The following is a 765-nucleotide window of genomic DNA, read 5'->3' as shown; positions in this document are numbered from 1 at the left end:
ACGCTTGACACCCAGGGACGCTTAGCGTAACCGGTCGGCTTTGGAGCGCCAGCGGAAAAGCCGATCCGCGTTTACGCTTTTGTTAAGTTTCTGCATACCGGAAAACCTTTAGCATAATGTGGGTCACCCTGATGAAGCATGAAATAGCCGCAACAGAAAACGCTATCCATAGAAGCCCGAAATATAATCCTTGATGATCTAAAAAATACCCCAGAACGTTGACAGCGCAGAAAGCCAAATTTACCCAGATAGCTTGGGCTATATAGGAGACGAGCTCGTTAATATAACCACTCTTTTTTAGGTCGTCGATAATAGGGCTTGACATGCTTAGCAATATTGCTTTGCTTGTAGCCAAAAAGCCCACAAAAATCCCAGATACAGTCAAAGTTGCAGTTAGGATGTCCTCCGACTCTGGCAATTGCCCCCCAAGCCGCTTCCACAGAGCAACTGCTACAATCGCCATTATGTACGGGAACAGTTTTTCAACTACTAGTTTCATTTAGTTCAATATTCTCTGCCAGCCTGCTCGCGCACGTTCAAGCGCTCGCCAACGTTCATCCCTCGGATACCTTAAGTCACCGCCAAGTTGCAAATCATTGAACTCCAACGATAGCCTATGACCAATCAGGTCCAGCACCTCAGTGACAGCATCACGATCCTCTTTACCCGCAACTTCCAATTTTCGAACCGCATCCGGATTTTGCCCTAAGATCGCCTGGAGTGACGTCAATGCCTCCCGTGCGCTATCTCCAAGCCCACGATTCC

General features: G+C 48.0%; 2 protein-coding genes. Both read right to left on the bottom strand.

The features are described from left to right. Positions 1 to 82: 82 nt before the first annotated feature. Positions 83 to 499, bottom strand: coding sequence for a hypothetical protein (locus LRA98_RS12870; protein ID WP_238634280.1), 417 nt, complete (start codon positions 497 to 499; stop codon positions 83 to 85). Next, positions 500 to 765, bottom strand: a 266-nt coding sequence (locus LRA98_RS12865; protein WP_238634279.1) for a hypothetical protein, incomplete at its 5' end; no start/stop codon positions are given.

The sequence above is a fragment of the Halorhodospira sp. M38 genome (assembly GCF_022227985.1).
Taxonomy (GTDB): domain Bacteria; phylum Pseudomonadota; class Gammaproteobacteria; order Nitrococcales; family Halorhodospiraceae; genus Halorhodospira; species Halorhodospira halophila_A.
This window is presented reverse-complemented; position numbering and strand designations above follow the sequence as displayed.

Excerpts from the sequence above, each read along its gene's own strand:
- LRA98_RS12870 (WP_238634280.1), bottom strand. The coding sequence starts at position 499 with ATGAAACTAGTAGTTGAAAAACTGTTCCCGTACATAATGGCGATTGTA.